This is a genomic window from Phocaeicola faecium (assembly GCF_014837055.1).
Lineage (GTDB): Bacteria > Bacteroidota > Bacteroidia > Bacteroidales > Bacteroidaceae > Phocaeicola > Phocaeicola gallinarum.
Genome location: NZ_JACSPQ010000001.1, coordinates 631,678 through 648,648, shown reverse-complemented (window position 1 = coordinate 648,648; position 16,971 = coordinate 631,678). Strand labels below are relative to the sequence as shown.

Here is a 16,971-nt window from a genome sequence, read left to right as displayed (position 1 = left end):
TAATTTATCGCATATCAATAATTTCAGCATTGGGATATTTGCTCTTATCAAAACGGAAAGCATTATCGTTCAAATTTAATTGTGTACGATAATTGTGTACAATGAATTCTTGCATCTGTCCTTCCGTTGGTAAGATTCCGATATAAATCGGTTCGTAATCCGAACCAATCAAGAGTGTTATGCTCTGTATATCTTGTTTCGTTTGAGGAGTCAAGACAATTTCATGGCCTTGTTTGCCTTCCCGTGTTTTGACGCCTGAGTAACGGTAGTTAAATCCTTGCTTATAAAGAGATAACCACGCATAAGGATTGATGGCTCTTAATTCTTCGGGAGTAGGAGTGCTGATATTTACTTCCTCATTTTGTTTCAGATAGCTCCATTGCGTCTGCCCGTCGAACCAAGTCGTTACGTCTTGGGTAGTTAATTGGAATTTTTCTCCTTTTAAAAGTAGTTTTCCACTTTGTGAGCCTCCGAAAATAACGCTTATCCCTTTAGACTGGTTGTATTTTTCAACCGTTTTATCTAAGATGTTTTTTGCTTTTGTATCTTGCTGTGCTGATAAAGATAATGTCAGCATTAGTAAGAAAAATAAAGTATAAATTCGATTCATTTTATTCATTTTTTAAGCTGTTCATGCGCATTTCCAAATCATTTTCATCCATACAAAGAACATCGCGCGCTTTGCTACCGTTGGCAGCACCCACGATTCCGGCATGTTCCAGTTGGTCCATGATTCGTCCTGCCCGGTTATAACCGATAGAAAACTTCCGTTGGATGAGCGATGTAGAACCCTGTTGGTGATAAATAACCAGTCGGGCAGCATCTTCGAACAACGGGTCGAGGCGGTTCATATCAACCTCTGCCGCTCCTCCGGAATCCGCACTGTCGTCTACGTATTCGGGCAACATGAATGCCGTAGGATAACCCTGTTGTTCGCTGATATAATTGGCAATTCTTTCTACTTCCGGCGTATCGACAAAAGCGCACTGTACACGCACCGGGTCATTTCCCTGCAAATAAAGCATATCTCCCTTACCAATCAGCTGCTGTGCCCCCGGGCGGTCAAGAATTGTACGAGAGTCCATCATGGAAGCCACGCGGAAAGCCACACGCGCCGGGAAGTTCGCTTTGATGGTTCCGGTGATGATATTCGTAGTCGGACGCTGGGTTGCGATAATGGCGTGAATACCCACCGCACGAGCTAATTGGGCTATGCGACAAATAGGCAATTCAACTTCCTTGCCTGCTGTCATTATCAAATCGCCGAATTCATCAATGATGATAACGATATAAGGCATGAACCGATGTCCTTTTTCGGGGTTCAACTGACGGTTGATGAACTTGTTGTTGTATTCCTTAATGTTACGGCAGCCTGCCTTTTTCAGCAAATCATATCGGGTATCCATCTCTACACAGAGCGAGTTCAGCGTTTGTACCACTTTTGTAACATCCGTAATAATGGCATCCTCTCCATCGGGCAGTTTGGCAAGGAAATGTTTTTCTATCGGCGCATAAATGGCAAACTCTACCTTTTTGGGGTCGATGATAACAAACTTCAGTTCGCTGGGATGCTTTTTGTAGAGCAGGGAGGTAACGATGGCGTTCAGTCCTACTGATTTACCCTGACCTGTAGCACCGGCAACCAGCATGTGAGGGGCTTTCGCAAGGTCAACCATGAACACTTCATTTGTGATGGTTTTACCCAAAGCAATGGGAAGCTCAAATGTTGTTTCCTGAAACTTCTTGCTCGCCAATACGCTGCTCATCGGGACAATGCGCGGATTGGCATTTGGCACTTCGATACCGATGGTTCCTTTACCCGGAATCGGAGCAATGATGCGGATACCCAATGCAGAAAGACTTAATGCAATATCGTCTTCCAGATTACGTATTTTCGAGATGCGCACTCCCTCTGCCGGAGTTATTTCATATAATGTAATGGTCGGGCCTACGCTTGCCTTGATGGAGCTTATTTCGATGTCGAAACTGCGCAATACCCGGATGATACGGTCTTTATTGGCATTCTGTTCCTCCATGTTGATGGTAGGCTCATTATCATTATAAGTATTGAGCAGGTCGAGGGTAGGGAACTTATAGTGCTCTAAATCGAGTCGGGGATTATAAGGCTGCGTAACATCTCTGTGCGTAACATCTTCCACCTCGTCAGTTGGTGTGTGGTCAATTTCGAAGAGCGGTTCGTCTTGCTCGTCAGATTCTTCTTTTACATTTTCCTGTTGGCTGTATTCTTGAGCTGTTACCTGTACGTCAGATTCCGTTTCTTTGGTTTCCTGCATGGTCATGGGGATTTCAGGAAAAGTTTCTGTTGCCTCTTCAGTAGGAGAAACGTTGGTCTGAGGCTCAACTTTTATATCGTTTGGAGTTTGTACGGGCGTTTCAGTCATTGTTTTTTTGTCAGCCCGATTCTTGTTGTCGCTTTCTGCCTTTACTTCTTCGGAGTGAGCCTGACTCTGTTTGCGTAAAGTAGGGTGGAAAACCTTGCGCATGAACGGCATTGTTTCACGTGTGATTAGTGTGGCGAAAAGCACAGCTGTTACGAACAAAGCGAGAATCAGTCCCGGTGTACCTATTTGTGAACATATCCACTGGCTTACGTTATAACCATGAAGTCCGCCCGGATAAATAAAAGAGTTTTCAAATGTTCCGTCGAATGCAAATCCCAGCGTAATGGAGGTCCAAATCATAACCACCGTACAGCCTACAAACCATCGCTGCAACCGGAATTGGTATGCTTTCATCAATCTCATACCGGCCACGATTAGAAACACAATGATAAAATAAGCCGGAATACCAAAGCAGTCATTAATCAGATACTGGGCAAGCTGTGCCCCTCTTGCTCCGGCGTAGTTCTGTATTTTGTTACCGGTTTCCAGTAATTCGTTTCCTTCAGGATGCGTTAAGATACTTTGGTCGTTTCCGCCCGTGAAAAAGAATGAGCTAAATGCTAATAACAAATAAACACCGAAAATAACACATAACAGACCTATCACAAAGTGCGCCGTTTCGCTTTTAATGGCAGTAATTACCTTTTTAGGGCTGATAGATTTTTCAGTTGCGCTTTTAATATCATTCATTGTTTTCATTTGTCTTGTTGAAATGCTTTATCTTTAAGATTTATGCAAATGTACGAATAAAAGTAGAACTGAAAAATTTTTTTCGTACCTTTGCGCCCTAACCAATATTATTTATGGAAAATAATACTCAACCGATATTTGACAAAAATACTGTCGAGTTTGTAACCGTGGCTGCCGAGATGTGTGGTTTCTTGGAGCGTGCTTCCCGATTGAAACGACGAGAGTTTGTTGATACTTCTCTTAAACTTTTACCTCTGCTTTACTTGAAAGCCTCTTTGCTGCCTGAGTGTGAGCAAATAGATGAGTTCCCGCCCGAAACATTTGTTACCGAGGCTGATTACGAGCAACTTCGCGTGTCGGTCTCTGCGTTGATGGGGGATAGAGATGATTACTTGGAAGTATTTCTTGACGATATGATGTACAGCGATACGCCAATCAAGCAAAGTATATCTGAGGGGTTGGCGGATATCTATCAGGCACTGAAGGATTTTATTTGTGTATATCAGTTAGGGCTGGATAGAACGATGAACGATGCGCTGGCAGTCGTGCGCGATGCTTTTGCTGAATTTTGGGGGCAGCGTCTGGTAAATGTCATGCGGGCGTTACATGAAGTAAAATATAGTACGCCTGCAGAAGATGAAGAGGATACTGAATATGAAGACACTTGTACGGAAGATGAACTGTATGAGGGACTTGATATGGGAGAAGATGAATAAAAGCTGATTTTGGATGATTGAAATACGAAATAAAATAGATAAAAAAGTTGTGGCTGCTTTGCCGAAAGCAGCTTTCGGCGGACGTATCTTCGTGATATACACCGAAGAAGATGCTCAGCGGGCTGTAACTTATTTGAATACACATTCCGTTGTAGGGATAGATACAGAAACACGTCCGTCTTTTCGGAAAGGAGCTGTCAACAAGGTTGCTCTTTTGCAGATAGCTACCTATGATACCTGTTTCCTTTTTCGCTTGAACCGGATAGGTTTGCCGGACTTTCTGGAAGATTTTCTGCAAAATGATGTCCTGAAGGTCGGTTTGTCTTTAAAAGATGACTTTGCCATGCTTCGTAAGCGTAATCAGAAAGATCCGCGTGAAGGAAACTGGGTAGAGTTGCAGGATTATGTTCCTCGTTTTGGCATAGAAGAAAAGAGCTTGCAGAAAATTTACGCTTTGTTGTTTCATGAGAAAGTCTCTAAAAGTCAACGCTTGTCTAATTGGGAGGCTGATACACTGACCGAAGCGCAACAACTCTATGCAGCTACTGATGCTTGGGCTTGCGTTCGTATCTATGAATATCTGGAAGAACTGCGCCAGCATGGTAATTATAAAATCGTAACTAACGAACAACTTTGATTATGGCTTATAAGAAAGTATATTTAAAACCCGGTAAAGAGGAATCTTTGAAACGTTTCCATCCGTGGGTGTTTTCGGGAGCGATTGCCCGTGTAGAGGGCGAACCCGAAGAAGGAGAGGTGGTAGATGTATATACGTCTAAAAAAGAATTTATAGCGTGCGGACATTTTCAGATAGGTAGCATTGCGGTGCGTGTACTCAGTTTCCGTCAGGAGGTAATAGATCGTGCTTATTGGGTACGCCGGTTAAGTGTGGCAAAAGACTTGCGCCGCGCGCTCGGGCTGATTGATAATCCGCAGAACAACACTTATCGCTTGGTTCATGGGGAAGGCGACAACCTGCCGGGCTTGATTATCGATGTTTATAATCATACAGCCGTGATGCAGGCTCATTCTGCCGGTATGCACATCTATCGCATGGAAATAGCCGATGCACTGACTGAAGTAATGGGTGATGTGATTCAGAATATTTATTATAAGTCGGAAACTACTTTGCCTTTTAAAGCCGATTTGCTTGCCACTGAGAACGGGTTTATCAAAGGAGGCAGTCCGGATAACGTGGCGATGGAAAACGGCTTGAAGTTTCATGTCGACTGGCTGAAGGGGCAGAAAACAGGTTTCTTCGTCGACCAGCGTGAAAACCGTGCGTTGTTAGAGCGTTACGCCAACGGGAGGAGCGTATTGAATATGTTCTGCTATACCGGTGGTTTTTCGTTTTACGCTATGCGTGGTGGGGCAAAGTTGGTACATTCGGTAGACAGTTCGGCTAAGGCTATCGACCTGACCAATAAAAATGTGGAGCTCAACTTTCCCGGAGATAAGCGTCATGAAGCATACGCCGAAGATGCGTTTAAATTTCTTGATAATATGGGCGACCGTTACGATTTGATAATACTCGATCCGCCCGCCTTTGCCAAACACCGGGACGCATTACGTAACGCATTGCGCGGTTACACGAAACTCAATGCAAAGGCATTCGAGAAGATTCGTCCGGGTGGTATCCTGTTCACTTTCTCTTGCTCGCAGGTGGTCAGCAAGCAAGACTTCCGTAATGCGGTGTTTACGGCAGCCGCCCAGAGCGGTCGTAATGTCCGTATCCTTCATCAGCTCACCCAGCCGGGCGACCATCCGATAAACATCTACCACCCCGAAGGTGAATACTTGAAAGGATTGGTTTTATATGTAGAGTAAATCCGCGTTTTCTCTTTTCATTTGTTTTTGAAAATTCTATTCCATAACATCCCTGTCTTTATGGAATAGATTTTTTTTTGTGCATAAGCATGGATGATGAATTGGCGGCATAACAAAAAAAGAAGGCATCTTTTTCAGACACCTTCTTTTCTTTCTTGACCTCACGGCTTTGGTACACCCTCAGGGATTCGAACCCTGGACCCACTGATTAAGAGTCAGTTGCTCTACCAACTGAGCTAAGAGTGCATCCACTATAAATTTGTCAAATTTCCTTCGTACACCCTCAGGGATTCGAACCCTGGACCCACTGATTAAGAGTCAGTTGCTCTACCAACTGAGCTAAGAGTGCATTCTGCCGTTTGAGGTTCCTGGCGGATTCGAACCGCCGTACACGGTTTTGCAGACCGCTGACTAAGCCACTCATCCAAGGAACCATTACGGTTTTGTGTTTATGTTCGTTCGAGGTTCCTGGCGGATTCGAACCGCCGTACACGGTTTTGCAGACCGCTGACTAAGCCACTCATCCAAGGAACCGAACTTTCGGCGCTCTCGTTTTTCAAACGCGATGCAAAGGTACAACTATTTTTGAAATCTGCAATACCTTTGACGTAAAAAACTCATTTTTTCTTTCGAGCCATAGCGCATCCGGAGCATCCGCATCCGCAGTTACATACGCCTTTCTTTTTGCGTGTGAATGTTTTAACTATGTTTCTTGCTGCATATAGTACGCAGCAAGAAACAATGATCAGTACGATGATATCTTGTATTCCCATGATGACTTTTTATCTATTTATTAAAACAAACTTCCTATTTGGTAGACAAGGAAAGCTACTATCCATGCCAAAGCGGTGGTATAACCGGCGGCAAATAAAGCCCATTTCCAGCTGCCCGATTCTTGTTTGATGGCAGCAAGGGTGGCTATGCAGGGGAAGTAAATCAAAACAAACAGCATGTAACCGAAGGCTACGAGTGGCGTAATCGGAATGCGGTCTGCCAAGTTCACGCTGTCTACATCGCCGTCGTTTGTATACAGAACGCCCAGCGTACTTACCACAAGTTCTTTGGCGCCTACCCCCGACAGGATGCCTATTCCCATCTTCCAGTCGAATCCAAGAGGTTCGATAGCCGGTTCGATGGCTTTACCTATTTGTCCGATGTAAGAATTCTCTTGCTGTTCGGCCACGGTTTGGTATTCGGCATGGTTCGGGTAATATCCCAAGAACCAGATGATGATAGAAGCTATCATGATGATGCCTCCCATCTTTTTCAGATATTGTTGTCCTTTTTCCCACGTATGGCGCAACACCGATTTGCAGGTAGGCATACGGTAGGGGGGAAGTTCCATTACAAAAGGCGTATCGTCTCCCTTTACAATAAATTTGGCAAAGATACGCGCCATGAGCACTGCCAGCAGGATGCCCACGGCATAGATGGTAAGCAGTACCAGACTGGCGTTGTTGGGGAAGAACGCTCCAATCATGACTAAATAAATGGGCAGGCGGGCGCTGCAAGAGATGAGCGGATTTACCAGCATCGTTACCAAGCGCGATTTACGGCTTTCTATGATGCGCGATGCCATGATGGCAGGCACGTTGCATCCGAACCCCATAATCAGCGGGATAAATGATTTGCCGTGCAGCCCCATTTTGTGCATGATTTTGTCCATGATAAAAGCGGCACGCGCCATGTATCCGGAATCTTCCATAAACGATATAAAGAGATAGAGCAGCAAGATATTGGGCAGAAATACGATAACGCCGCCTACTCCGCCGATGATTCCGTCGATTATCAGGTCTTTCAGTGAGCCGTCGGGCATGAAAGTTTCGACCAGTACCCCGATTTTTTCAACAATCCATTCGATTCCCTGCATGGGGTATTCACCCAGTACAAATGTCGCTTCGAACATGATGTAAAGGAAGATGAAGAATATAGGATAGCCCCAGATGCGGTGTGTCACGATGTTATCGACGATGTGAGTAAACATTTCTTTATTCTGGTGGACATCGGTATAAGTTTCTTTCAACGCACCTGTTATAAAGCCGTATTTGGCATTGGTGATGGCTTGTTCGCTGTCCTCATTGAGTACATTATATAATCGTCGGGCTTCCTTGTCGCGTGTTTGAATGATGGTTTGGGCATTGGGCAGTTGCGAAATAACCCGTAGCTCGATGTCTTTATCGTTTTCCAACAGCTTGATTGCCAAAAAGCGGGTAGAGTATTTGTACCGGATGTTTTCGTTCCGGCAGATTTCGTTTTTCACAGCGTTGATGCTTCGTTCAAGTTCCGGCCCGTGGTTGATATGGATATGCCGGATATAACCTTTCGTCTCAAAATCATCCCCTTCGAATTTATGGTCGGGAACGTACGAGTCGTGCCATTCGCGGAACTCCCGCAATACCTCATTCTGTATTTCCTGTTTCTGCTCCATGAAGTCTGCCCCCTCGTACAGTCCGATGATTACGTGGAACAGATTGTCGATGCCTTCTCCGGTGCGGCTGATGGTAGGAACCATCGGTACGCCCAGTAACCGGCTGAGGTGTTTGATGTCTAAGGTGTTTCCGCTGCGTTGCAGCGCGTCGTACATGTTCAGCGCCACTACCATGCGCACATTCATGTCGATGAGTTGCGTTGTCAGGTAAAGGTTTCTTTCCAAGTTGCCGGCGTCTACCACGTTGATGATAACGTCGGGTGTTTCTTCGATGATGTGTTTGCGTACGTAAAGCTCTTCAGGACTGTAAGCCGAGAGTGAGTACGTGCCCGGCAGGTCTATAAGTCGGAAACTGTATCCCTGAAATTCGAAATGTCCTGCTTTTGCGTCGACTGTTACCCCACTGTAATTGCCCACATGCTCGTGCGAACCGGAAGCCACGTTAAACAGCGATGTTTTTCCGCAATTTGGGTTTCCTACCAGCGCAACGTTGATGGTACGCCGTTTGCCTTGCGCTATTTTTTTCATTTCCTCCTCCGTTACGGGGATGGATTCGGATATGGGGCGGTGATAATCGATAGCTTCATTGTTTGTGTTTCGTGCTTCTTCTTCGCCTACAACCTCAATCATGGATGCCTCTTGTCGGCGTAAGGATATCTCGTACCCCATGACCTTGTATTTTATGGGGTCTTTCAGCGGAGCGTTTTGCAATACTTCTACTGCCTGCCCTTTTATGAACCCCATTTCGATGATGCGCCGACGGAAGCCTCCATGTCCTAAGACTTTGATGATAATTCCTCTTTCTCCCGTCTGTAATTCTGACAATCTCATAGTTCTGTTTTTATTTTGCTTGCAAATATAGACGATTGCTTGTTGTTATGCAAATAATTTAGATTGTTTTTAAATAATATGTTGGGATGTTTCTGTATGTGCCGGGTACTATAAAATGCCCCGTTTGCTTACTCAAGCATAGGCAGGAATCAGGTGCCGTCATGCCCCCGAAAACGCTACCGTTAGTGTTGGTCATTTCTAACGGTAGTGTTGCCCGGTTCTTCCCATAGTGTTCATCGGTTCTATGGGTAGCGTTTTAAGCACTTTTTCAGCCATCAGTTGCCGCCTATCCGAAAATAGTGTAACTTTGTTCGGATAATCAGATAAAAGCCCGGATATGTTTGGTAAAAAAGTGATACTTTATATTGAAGAGAAACAACTGTTCGGTAAAAGCGAACGGATATTGGTGGCTTTGAGCGGAGGTGCCGACTCGGTGGCGCTGCTCAGAGTTTTGGTTCATGCCGGATACGTGTGCGAGGCAGCCCATTGCAATTTCCATCTGCGCGGCGAAGAGTCGGTGCGCGATGAAAATTTCGTGCGTAAACTGACGGAGCAGTTAAGTGTACCGCTCCATGTAACCCATTTTGATACGGCTGGTTATGCTTCTTCGAAAGGCATTTCCATCGAGATGGCAGCACGCGAATTGCGTTACGGGTGGTTCGAGCAAGTGCGCCGGGATATCGGAGCAAGTGTGGTGGCTGTGGCTCATCATCGAGACGATAGCGTGGAAACTTTTTTACTGAATCTTACACGCGGAACAGGGATTGACGGCTTGCGCGGTATTCGTCCTAAAAACGGGGTGATAGTCCGCCCGCTATTAAGTGTGAGCAGGGAAGAAATATTGACATATTTGTCTTCTCTGAATCAGCCGTACGTAACCGACAGTACGAATCTGGAAGATGAGTTTACCCGGAATAAATTGCGGCTGAACCTATTGCCCATGCTTGAAAGTATTAATCCTTCGGTGAAAGAAGCCATAGCCGAAACAGCACGTAGGCTGTCGGACGTGGCGGATGTTTATCATGCGGCAATGGCAGAGGCTTGTGTTCGGGTGAAAGTGGGCGAACGTCGTGTCAGCATATCGGCTCTGTTGCGGGAGACATCTCCCCAAGCTGTGTTGTACGAATTGTTTTATCCGTTGGGATTTAACGCCTCGCAACTGAAAGATATTTATGGGGCATGTTTGAAAGGGCAGTCGGGCAAGTTGTTTTATGCCGGTGACAAAGTGTTGTTGTGCGACCGTAGCGAACTGATATGGAAACAATGCGGCGAGTGGGACGAACAATCTCCCGTATTACATCAAGAAGTGATTCCTGCCGAGTCGGCACCGGCCTTTCTGCGCAACCCGCTTTATGCCTGTTTGGATGCCGACAAGGTAACCCTGCCGCTGACGCTCCGTAAATGGCAGTCGGGAGACCGGTTTGTTCCTTATGGGATGAAAGGTTTTAAAAAAGTGCGCGATTACATGCTCGATAAGAAGTTTTCCGTATTCCGCAAAGAAGAACAATACGTGGTTTGCAGCGGCGGAGAAATCGTATGGTTAGTAAACGAACGGACGGATAATCGCTATCGTGTAACTACGGAAACACGGCGTATTTTGCTTTTGCATGTAGATTTTGCAATAAAAGACAGGTAGTTGTATTAAAAGATGTAAAAAAAGAAGCTGCCGATGCTTTACATTGAGCGAATTGTATTTACTTTGGATATGTTTAATTAAATATTTAAGAAACTATGAACGAATTAATTGCAAAAATCAAAGAAATGACTGAGGCATTGGTTGCAGACGCAGAGTTACAGGCTGGAAAAGGAAATAAAGCAGCGGGAACCCGTGCGCGTAAAGCATCTTTGGAATTGGAAAAAGTGTTGAAAGAATTTAGAAAAGTATCTTTGGAAGAATCAAAAAAATAAAGTCATACCAACACTGAATGGAGGGAGGTTGTATCTCGTCAGAGTTTCTGATTCCGATACAATCTCTCTTTCTTTATATATATTAGGACTTATATGATAGTGGCTAAGTATGTTTGGAACTTGCTGTGTGCGGCGGTGGTGTGCGGCGCACTGCTTCCGGCGTGTGGAGGCAGGGGGGAGGCAAATCGTCTTGCTGCGGAAACCGACTCGCTGAACCGTCAGGCATACGAGGTACGCTATAAAAATCTGGATGCCTCGTTGCAGGCGGCAAAACAGGCATTCCGCTTGTCTGCCGATTATTCCGACGGACGGGCGGAGGCGTTGAACAACCTGGCTTTCTGTGCTTTCATGCAAATGGACTTTGAACACTCTGCACGCCTGTACCGCGAAGCTGCCCGCACGGGAAGAAACGAAATCGAACACCTGATAGCCGATGTGGGCATGATGAAAATTTGTCAGCGGACATCAATGAACAAAGAGTTCTACGACTATCGCAACCGTGCTCTTCACCGCATGAAACGCATCGACGAAGACCGCTCCTCGATTACCGATGAGTGGTTGCAGAAGCGGTTGAATTACGGAATATCGGAGTTTTATATCGTATCGGGCATCTACTATTATTATTTGCAGCAAGACAAAGAGGCGTTGGAAGCCATTAATGCCATCCCCGAAGAGATATTGTGGGGCGATACTTCCCAATGGCTTTACTATCTGTATATGCGCGGTTCGGGGGGAATGTACGAGGCCGATTCGCCGGAAAAAATTGTGTTGGGCGAGCTGGGCTATCTGCTCGATTGTCTGCAAGCGGGTCACGTAGGCGGTTATGTTTATTTCGAAGCCAATGCTATGCAGGCAATAGCCGAGTTGCTGAATTTCAGAAGCAACCGAAAGTTGGTGGAAGAAAAACGTTCTGGACTGCTGCGGCTGATCAACCCCGATAACATAGAGCTTGACAGCCTTCCGCTGCGATACGCACGAAACGCCTTGCAGCTGTTCAAACGTTACGGCGACTGGTATCAGATTTCAGGTACTTATCGTACGATTGCCACTTATTATAACCATGCCGGAAAGCCTGAAAAGGCCTTGGCGAATTTGAAAAAAGCATTGGATTACGTAAACCTCCACCATGAAAAATATTACCATTGCGAAGATACACTCGACCGCCTGCGCACGTTTGTTCCTAATGCGCCCGCATCGGTAGAGCTTGCGTGGATAAACGATGAAGGAATCAAAACCGTTCCGGAGTGGATAGCCCGCCTGCGCGAACAGTTGAGCCGTACTTACGCGGCGATGGACTGCAAGCAGGAATCGGATTACAACCGGAATGTATATCTGGATATTCTGGACTATACGCGCCAAGACAAAGAGCTGGAGAGCCGCTATCAGACGCTGAAGCACGAGTCTCGTTTGCTGAATGCCATGCTGATGCTCGTGGTGCTAAGCCTTATCGTTCTGACCGCATTGTTTATCGGACTGAGCATTTACCGAAAAAAACGGAATACCCTTTATCTTCAGAAACTGAAACACCTCTTGACGCTTTGCCGGAAAATAACCGGGGGAGTTCCTGCTGATGCGGCAGACAGGGATGAGGTGAAGGATGCCGTACTCAGGGCGGTAAAAGATGATTTGTTGCAAATGTTTGGTGCTACCGGCCTGCATGTGGTGTTAGACGGCGAAGAATCAGCGGAAGAAGATGTGTCCGAAACGAAAAACAAGTTGACTTTTGAATTGGTATCTCCCGGCAAGCAAAAGCCGGTGGGAAAACTTTTCCTGTTCCGTTCCAAGAAGTTGCGAAAGGAAGAAGAAGCATATATCCGCCTGTTGCTTCCCTATCTGGCATGGACGCTCGAAAACGGAATGAATTTCGTATTGCTGAGCGACGAACGGAAACGATTGGAAAAAGAACTTTATGCTCACGAGCAGCGACTGGCGGAATATAAGTGTCAGAACGAAGTAAAGAAAGCATGTCTTTCCATTGTTACGGGGATATTGCCCTACATCGACCGTACGGTAAACGAAATACACAAATTGCAGTCGTTTGCTTATGCACAGGCAAAAGACGTTCGCCGGGGAAAGTTGGATTACATCAGCGAACTGATAACCAAAATCAATGAATATAACGACATCTTGGCTTGCTGGATCAAAATGAGACAGGGAGAGCTGAGCTTGAGCGTAGAGAACTTCGGTTTGGATGAACTTTTTTCGGTAATAGCAAAGGGCCGACGTACTTTTGAACAGAAGCACCAGCAACTAACGGTTGTGCCTACACAAGCCGTGGTGAAAGCAGACAAGTCGCTGACCTTGTTCATGATAAATACGTTGGCAGAAAACGCCCGGAAATATACGCCCGAAGGTGGATGTATCGAAGTAAAAGCCGAAGAAACCGATACTTATGTCGAGATATCAGTAACCGATAACGGGCCGGGGCTGTCTGCTGATGACATTTCCCTGATATTAGACAGTAAGGTTTACGATTCATCGTCAATAGGTCTATCCACAGCTACAGATGCTTCCGGTCTGCGCAAACAGAAAGGGCACGGATTCGGGTTGATGAACTGTAAAGGAATTATTGAGAAATATCGTAAAACGAATCCGATTTTCAATGTTTGTTTGTTCAGTATCGAAAGCAAATTGGGAAAAGGCAGCCGCTTTTATTTCCGCTTGCCTAAAGGAATCCGCAAAAGCATAGGCGTGGGACTGCTGTTTCTGTTCTCGTGGATGGGTACAGCCTGTTCCGGTCAGGCGGGAGACAAGACTGCGGCTGCCCCTGTAATGGAGTATGACAGCTTGCTGGTAAAAGCCAATAATTACGCTAATTTAGTTTACGACTGCAATGTAAATGGGCGTTATCAGGAGGCATTGATGCTGGCAGACAGTGTATTCCATTATATGAATACGCATCACGCTCATTACTCAGGCAGTCGCACTCCCATGCTCAGCTTATACAGTAAAAGTGAACCGGCAGAACAAACATGGCTGGCTCAAGGTTTTGTTACCGATTACTACATACTGCTCGATGTAAGAAACGAAGCCGCTGTTGCAGCACTGGCAGTAAAAGATTTTCGTGTTTATCGTTATAATAACAATGCCTATACTGTACTATATAAGAAATTAAGCAAAGACACCTCGTTGGAAGAATATTGCCTCCAGATGCAGCAATCGGCAAATAATAAATGGATTGCTTTAGTAGTGTTTATTCTTTCGGTGTTGGCGTGTCTTTCGGCGTATTATGTACTTTACGTGCGCAGGCGACTGTATTACCGCTATAATATGGAGCAGGTATTCGCTATAAACCGAGCCATATTTTCCGCTTCGGCAGCTTGGAGTGAGAAGGGTGAGTTGGCTATACGTCCTGAACAGTTGACCGGTATATTCGGCGAACTGAAAGAGTTGGTTCCTATCGACAATATGGTCTTGGCAGCGTATGACGATGAATCTCACTCCCTGCGCTATACTTATTGTTTCCCGGAAAAAGAAAACCAAAATGAGTCTGCCGATTCTGTTCAGCAATGTTTCGACAAACAAATTCCGCAATGGACGGAGAATATCGGATGGAGCTGCCTGCCGTTGTGGATAGAGTCGGGAGATGAAAAACAAAGCATCGGCGTACTGGCTCTGAACCTTTTCCGTCCGTTTACCCGTGAAGAAGACCGTTTGGCGGTAGAGCTGGTAACGGGTTATCTGAGTGTTGTGTTATATCATACCATTATTCAGGTGCGGCGTAAGTACAGCGACATTGAGTTGGCGGAAGACGATGCGCGGCGCTCCCGATTCGAAGAAAACCAACTCCATGTTCAGAATATGGTGCTTGATAACTGTTTGTCTACCATCAAACACGAAACAATGTATTATCCGAATCGCATCAAGCAGATATTGGAGCGGATGGACGACGGACTTCCGGAAGCGGAAACAGATACCCAGCTTGAAGCGATGGCAGAATTGGTTGGCTATTATAAAGATGTATTCACACTGCTTACCGCTTGTGCGGCACGCCAGTTAGATGATGTAACTTTCCGCCGTTCGGAAGTAAAGGTGCAGGGCTTGGCAGAGTATGCCGGGAAGTATCTGAAGAAACTGATACGGAAACAGCAGGTAGAGATACAAATGGAAGTCGACTGTGAATCGCTGACGGTAATTGGAGACGAAGTCTTATTACGCTTCCTTCTTGCCAATTTGCTTGAGGAGGCAGTGCGATATGCTCATCCGGGCAAACTGAAACTTTCGGTACGGAACGAGAACGGATTTGCCCGTTTTGATTTTACAGACTGCCGACGTGTCTATACGCAAGAAACCCTGAACGCTTTGTTTTATCCCGATAAATCGCGTATGTGTCCGGCGGGTAGCAGTGGTACACTTGTAGGGACGGAATACTTGGTATGCAAACAAATTATCCGCGAGCATGACGATTATGCCGGACGTCGCGGATGCCGCATCAATGCTTCGCCGGCAACAGGGGAGGGCTTTACCGTATGGTTCACAGTCCCGCTCAGTCAGAAACGAATTTAATCAGATGTTTATAGATATGGAAAAGAAGTTTAAAGTAATCATAGTAGAAGACGTTAAGTTAGAGCTGAAAGGAACGGAGGAGATTTTTCGCCATGAGATACCCAATGCCGAAGTGATAGGTACGGCTATGACCGAAGCCGACTTTTGGACGTTGCTCCAAACCTGTACGCCCGATTTGGTGTTGCTTGACTTAGGTCTGGGAGGTTCCACTACCATCGGTGTAGACATTTGTGCCCGTTTGCATCGCGAACGCCCGGAGCTGAAAGTGCTGATATTTACCGGAGAGATTCTGAACGAAAAGCTGTGGGTAGATGTACTGAATGCAGGTGCCGACGGAATCATACTGAAAACCGGTGAGCTGCTGACGGCAACCGATGTGCAGGCGGTAATGGACGGCAAGAAACTGGTCTTCAATTATCCGATATTGGAGAAGATAGTAGAGCGTTTCAAGCAAGCGGTGGAGACAGAACAGCGTCGACAGGAAGCCATCATCGAGTACGACATCGACGAATACGATGAACGCTTGCTGCGTCATTTGGCTTTGGGGTATACGAAAGAAATGATAACCAATCTGAAGGCAATGCCTTTCGGAGTGAAGTCGATTGAGAAACGGCAGAACGACTTGGTAAACCGTCTGTTCCGTCCCGATGAGCGTACCGGTGTAAATGCCTGCCGTCTTGTAACGCGGGCTTTCGAACTCCGCATTTTGGATATAGATAATCTGGAACCCGATGAAGACTAAAGGTTTTATCCGACTTGCCTCATGCTATATGCTGCTTACGCTGGCTGTGCTTTTCGTATCGTGGATTGGAAGCATTTACGACTGGCAGGGCGTTCAGAATCTGCTGAGTCCGGAAGGGCTCCGGTGGGCGCTCCGCAGCCTTGCCGACAACTATCTGCACTCGCCCGTACTGCTTCCGGCATTGATTCTTTTCTTCGGGGCCGGACTTTGGGCAGATTCCGGCTTGGGGCAGTCGCTGTGGAGAGTCTGTTCGGGCAAGCACAGTCTTTTCCGTAAAGAGCGGCGCGGACTATGGATGGCGCTGGTGGTGGGAGGTATCTACGCTGCCGCCTGTGGAGTGCTGGCGTGGGGGCCGTGGGGAATCGTGCGCAATGTCATCGGTACGTTAGAAGATTCTCCGCTGGCGAAAGGGATATGGTGTGTCATCTCCTTAGGCATGTCGCTGATGGCGATAGTCTATGCCTGCGTAGCCGATTATTATCGCTCGGACAAAGACATCGTTCGCGGCATGTCCTGCCTTTTTGTCCGCCGCCCCACCTTTTTCGTCACGTTGTTTTTTGTCACCCTGTTCTTTTCTGCTTTAGATTATACGCACCTTCTCGCCTGCGTCGGAGTTCCCGACGGCGTGTTCTGCGCCGCCTACCTCGTTTGTTCGCTTCTTCCCCTGATTGAATCGCCGGAAAGAAAGTAAGAGCAAAATTTAATAGGCTCTAAGAAACTGTTTTGAATTTATCGTGCGATGATTTGGGATGAGTTTTTGAGGCATTTTCGCTTGTGTGATGAGGAAGATAGCGGGCTATCTGACGAAGAACAGAAGCGGAAAGGACCAAAAAATCGCTCAAAGCACACACGAAAACGAATGCATCAAGACGAGAAAAACTTTTTGGAGAAATTCAAAACAGTTTCTAAACTTTCTGTAAT

General features: G+C 46.2%; 12 protein-coding genes and 4 tRNA genes. 8 read left to right on the top strand and 8 right to left on the bottom strand.

Annotation, left to right across the window (positions count from 1 at the left end):
* Nucleotides 1-4 precede the first annotated feature (4 nt).
* Both lolA1 and H9626_RS02855 read right to left on the bottom strand, forming a co-directional pair.
* Nucleotides 5-619 carry an outer membrane lipoprotein periplasmic chaperone LolA1 gene (gene lolA1, locus H9626_RS02860; protein ID WP_178256588.1) on the bottom strand — a complete coding sequence of 205 codons (615 nt, stop codon included), beginning with the start codon at nucleotides 617-619 and terminating at the stop codon, nucleotides 5-7.
* Nucleotides 612-3,092 carry an FtsK/SpoIIIE family DNA translocase gene (locus H9626_RS02855; RefSeq protein ID WP_225230862.1) on the bottom strand — a complete coding sequence of 827 codons (2,481 nt, stop codon included), beginning with the start codon at nucleotides 3,090-3,092 and terminating at the stop codon, nucleotides 612-614. Before H9626_RS02855 ends, lolA1 begins: the two co-directional genes overlap by 8 nt.
* A gap of 113 nt (nucleotides 3,093-3,205) precedes the next feature.
* On the opposite strand from H9626_RS02855, the gene H9626_RS02850 reads away from it, so the two are divergent.
* The 3 genes from H9626_RS02850 to H9626_RS02840 are packed head-to-tail and all read left to right on the top strand — an operon-like array spanning nucleotide 3,206 to nucleotide 5,635.
* Complete coding sequence (locus H9626_RS02850) at nucleotides 3,206-3,808, top strand: DUF5063 domain-containing protein (protein WP_178256586.1); 603 nt, start codon at nucleotides 3,206-3,208, stop codon at nucleotides 3,806-3,808.
* Between the two features lie 13 nt (nucleotides 3,809-3,821).
* Entirely contained in the window at nucleotides 3,822-4,445 is a 624-nt protein-coding gene (locus tag H9626_RS02845) for a 3'-5' exonuclease (RefSeq protein ID WP_178256585.1), read from the top strand.
* A gap of 2 nt (nucleotides 4,446-4,447) precedes the next feature.
* Nucleotides 4,448-5,635, top strand: a complete 1,188-nt coding sequence (locus H9626_RS02840) for a class I SAM-dependent rRNA methyltransferase (protein WP_178256584.1) — start codon at nucleotides 4,448-4,450, stop codon at nucleotides 5,633-5,635.
* 170 nt (nucleotides 5,636-5,805) lie between these two features.
* On the opposite strand, the gene H9626_RS02835 is transcribed toward H9626_RS02840, so the two are convergent.
* The 6 genes from H9626_RS02835 to feoB all read right to left on the bottom strand — a co-directional run bounded on the left by H9626_RS02835 (nucleotide 5,806) and on the right by feoB (nucleotide 8,894).
* Nucleotides 5,806-5,881: transfer RNA gene (locus H9626_RS02835), tRNA-Lys, on the bottom strand.
* Nucleotides 5,882-5,911: 30 nt separating this feature from the next.
* Nucleotides 5,912-5,984: transfer RNA gene (locus tag H9626_RS02830), tRNA-Lys, on the bottom strand.
* Between the two features lie 13 nt (nucleotides 5,985-5,997).
* A tRNA-Cys gene (locus H9626_RS02825) sits at nucleotides 5,998-6,069 on the bottom strand.
* 28 nt (nucleotides 6,070-6,097) lie between these two features.
* A tRNA-Cys gene (locus H9626_RS02820) sits at nucleotides 6,098-6,169 on the bottom strand.
* An 83-nt stretch (nucleotides 6,170-6,252) separates the two neighbouring features.
* On the bottom strand, nucleotides 6,253-6,408 hold the full coding sequence (locus tag H9626_RS02815) for a FeoB-associated Cys-rich membrane protein (RefSeq protein ID WP_191709516.1): 156 nt from the start codon (nucleotides 6,406-6,408) through the stop codon (nucleotides 6,253-6,255).
* Between the two features lie 20 nt (nucleotides 6,409-6,428).
* Nucleotides 6,429-8,894: a ferrous iron transport protein B gene (gene feoB / locus H9626_RS02810; RefSeq protein WP_191709515.1), complete on the bottom strand. Its 2,466-nt coding sequence runs from the start codon at nucleotides 8,892-8,894 to the stop codon at nucleotides 6,429-6,431.
* Between the two features lie 337 nt (nucleotides 8,895-9,231).
* Here feoB and tilS point away from each other — a divergent pair, with 337 nt between their 5' ends.
* The 5 genes from tilS (at nucleotide 9,232) to H9626_RS02785 (ending at nucleotide 16,741) form a co-directional block, all read left to right on the top strand.
* Complete coding sequence (gene tilS / locus H9626_RS02805; protein ID WP_191709514.1) at nucleotides 9,232-10,530, top strand: tRNA lysidine(34) synthetase TilS; 1,299 nt, start codon at nucleotides 9,232-9,234, stop codon at nucleotides 10,528-10,530.
* Nucleotides 10,531-10,625: 95 nt separating this feature from the next.
* Nucleotides 10,626-10,802, top strand: a complete 177-nt coding sequence (locus tag H9626_RS02800) for a BF3379 family histone-like protein (protein WP_178256576.1) — start codon at nucleotides 10,626-10,628, stop codon at nucleotides 10,800-10,802.
* A gap of 93 nt (nucleotides 10,803-10,895) precedes the next feature.
* Entirely contained in the window at nucleotides 10,896-15,308 is a 4,413-nt protein-coding gene (locus H9626_RS02795; RefSeq protein ID WP_191709513.1) for a DUF5112 domain-containing protein, read from the top strand.
* 16 nt (nucleotides 15,309-15,324) lie between these two features.
* Nucleotides 15,325-16,050, top strand: a complete 726-nt coding sequence (locus H9626_RS02790; protein ID WP_191709512.1) for a DUF5932 domain-containing protein — start codon at nucleotides 15,325-15,327, stop codon at nucleotides 16,048-16,050.
* Nucleotides 16,040-16,741 (top strand): AbgT family transporter, encoded by a 702-nt coding sequence (locus H9626_RS02785; protein WP_191709511.1) that lies wholly within the window; start codon nucleotides 16,040-16,042, stop codon nucleotides 16,739-16,741. The genes H9626_RS02790 and H9626_RS02785 overlap by 11 nt, the downstream gene beginning before the upstream one ends.
* Nucleotides 16,742-16,971 lie beyond the last annotated feature (230 nt).

Excerpts from the sequence above, each read along its gene's own strand:
- lolA1 (WP_178256588.1), bottom strand. The coding sequence starts at position 619 with ATGAATAAAATGAATCGAATTTATACTTTATTTTTCTTACTAATGCTG.
- H9626_RS02815 (WP_191709516.1), bottom strand. The coding sequence starts at position 6,408 with ATGGGAATACAAGATATCATCGTACTGATCATTGTTTCTTGCTGCGTA.
- H9626_RS02790 (WP_191709512.1), top strand. The coding sequence starts at position 15,325 with ATGGAAAAGAAGTTTAAAGTAATCATAGTAGAAGACGTTAAGTTAGAG.
- H9626_RS02785 (WP_191709511.1), top strand. The coding sequence starts at position 16,040 with ATGAAGACTAAAGGTTTTATCCGACTTGCCTCATGCTATATGCTGCTT.
- H9626_RS02800 (WP_178256576.1), top strand. The coding sequence starts at position 10,626 with ATGAACGAATTAATTGCAAAAATCAAAGAAATGACTGAGGCATTGGTT.
- H9626_RS02855 (WP_225230862.1), bottom strand. The coding sequence starts at position 3,092 with ATGAATGATATTAAAAGCGCAACTGAAAAATCTATCAGCCCTAAAAAG.
- feoB (WP_191709515.1), bottom strand. The coding sequence starts at position 8,894 with ATGAGATTGTCAGAATTACAGACGGGAGAAAGAGGAATTATCATCAAA.
- H9626_RS02850 (WP_178256586.1), top strand. The coding sequence starts at position 3,206 with ATGGAAAATAATACTCAACCGATATTTGACAAAAATACTGTCGAGTTT.
- H9626_RS02845 (WP_178256585.1), top strand. The coding sequence starts at position 3,822 with ATGATTGAAATACGAAATAAAATAGATAAAAAAGTTGTGGCTGCTTTG.
- H9626_RS02840 (WP_178256584.1), top strand. The coding sequence starts at position 4,448 with ATGGCTTATAAGAAAGTATATTTAAAACCCGGTAAAGAGGAATCTTTG.
- H9626_RS02795 (WP_191709513.1), top strand. The coding sequence starts at position 10,896 with ATGATAGTGGCTAAGTATGTTTGGAACTTGCTGTGTGCGGCGGTGGTG.
- tilS (WP_191709514.1), top strand. The coding sequence starts at position 9,232 with ATGTTTGGTAAAAAAGTGATACTTTATATTGAAGAGAAACAACTGTTC.